This is a genomic window from Campylobacter sp. US33a, from assembly GCF_004378855.1.
Classification (GTDB): domain Bacteria; phylum Campylobacterota; class Campylobacteria; order Campylobacterales; family Campylobacteraceae; genus Campylobacter_D.
The window spans coordinates 1-519 of record NZ_RYYL01000039.1 but is presented as its reverse complement, the minus strand read 5'-3'; the positions used below and the strand labels follow the sequence as shown (position 1 = coordinate 519).

The window sequence follows — 519 nt, the reverse complement described above, 5'->3', positions numbered from 1 at the left end:
AAAGTCTTTTAGCATTTGAGCTTTAAGAGGGTTTTTGTGTATGCCATCTGTTAAATCTCTATATGCATAAGAATCATAAAGACTTTTAAAGCCTTGTTCATGTCCTAGTTGTATGAGTAAAAAATTTATTGCTTGAGTTCTTGCTTTAAATCCTGTCATGGAAAGTTGTAAGGCTCCTACAAATCCTTTTATATCTCCTAGTATTCCTGCTACTAATTCCCATTCAGCCATAAAAAGCCAACCTTTATGCATATTAGCCATACCTCTATTAGCTTCTACTTCTTTATAGAGTTCTTTATAGTCTTTATTGATTAAATTTCCTTTTTCATCTACATTACAATAAGCATCATAAGGTATATCTATAACAGTACTTCTAAGTCCACTTCTTATAATTAAATATTTATATCTTTCTCTTTTAGTTTTTAAAGATTTATAATAAGCTTTTTCTGCTTTAGTCCAAGGAGCAATAGCTCCTTTTATAGGATCTTTTAAATATATGCTTTGCCAATCTTTAAATTC

1 pseudogene is annotated in these 519 nt (G+C 29.5%); it reads right to left on the bottom strand.

What is annotated here, in order from left to right:
• Positions 1-519, bottom strand: a pseudogene (locus ELQ16_RS09805) (hypothetical protein); the annotation flags it as partial.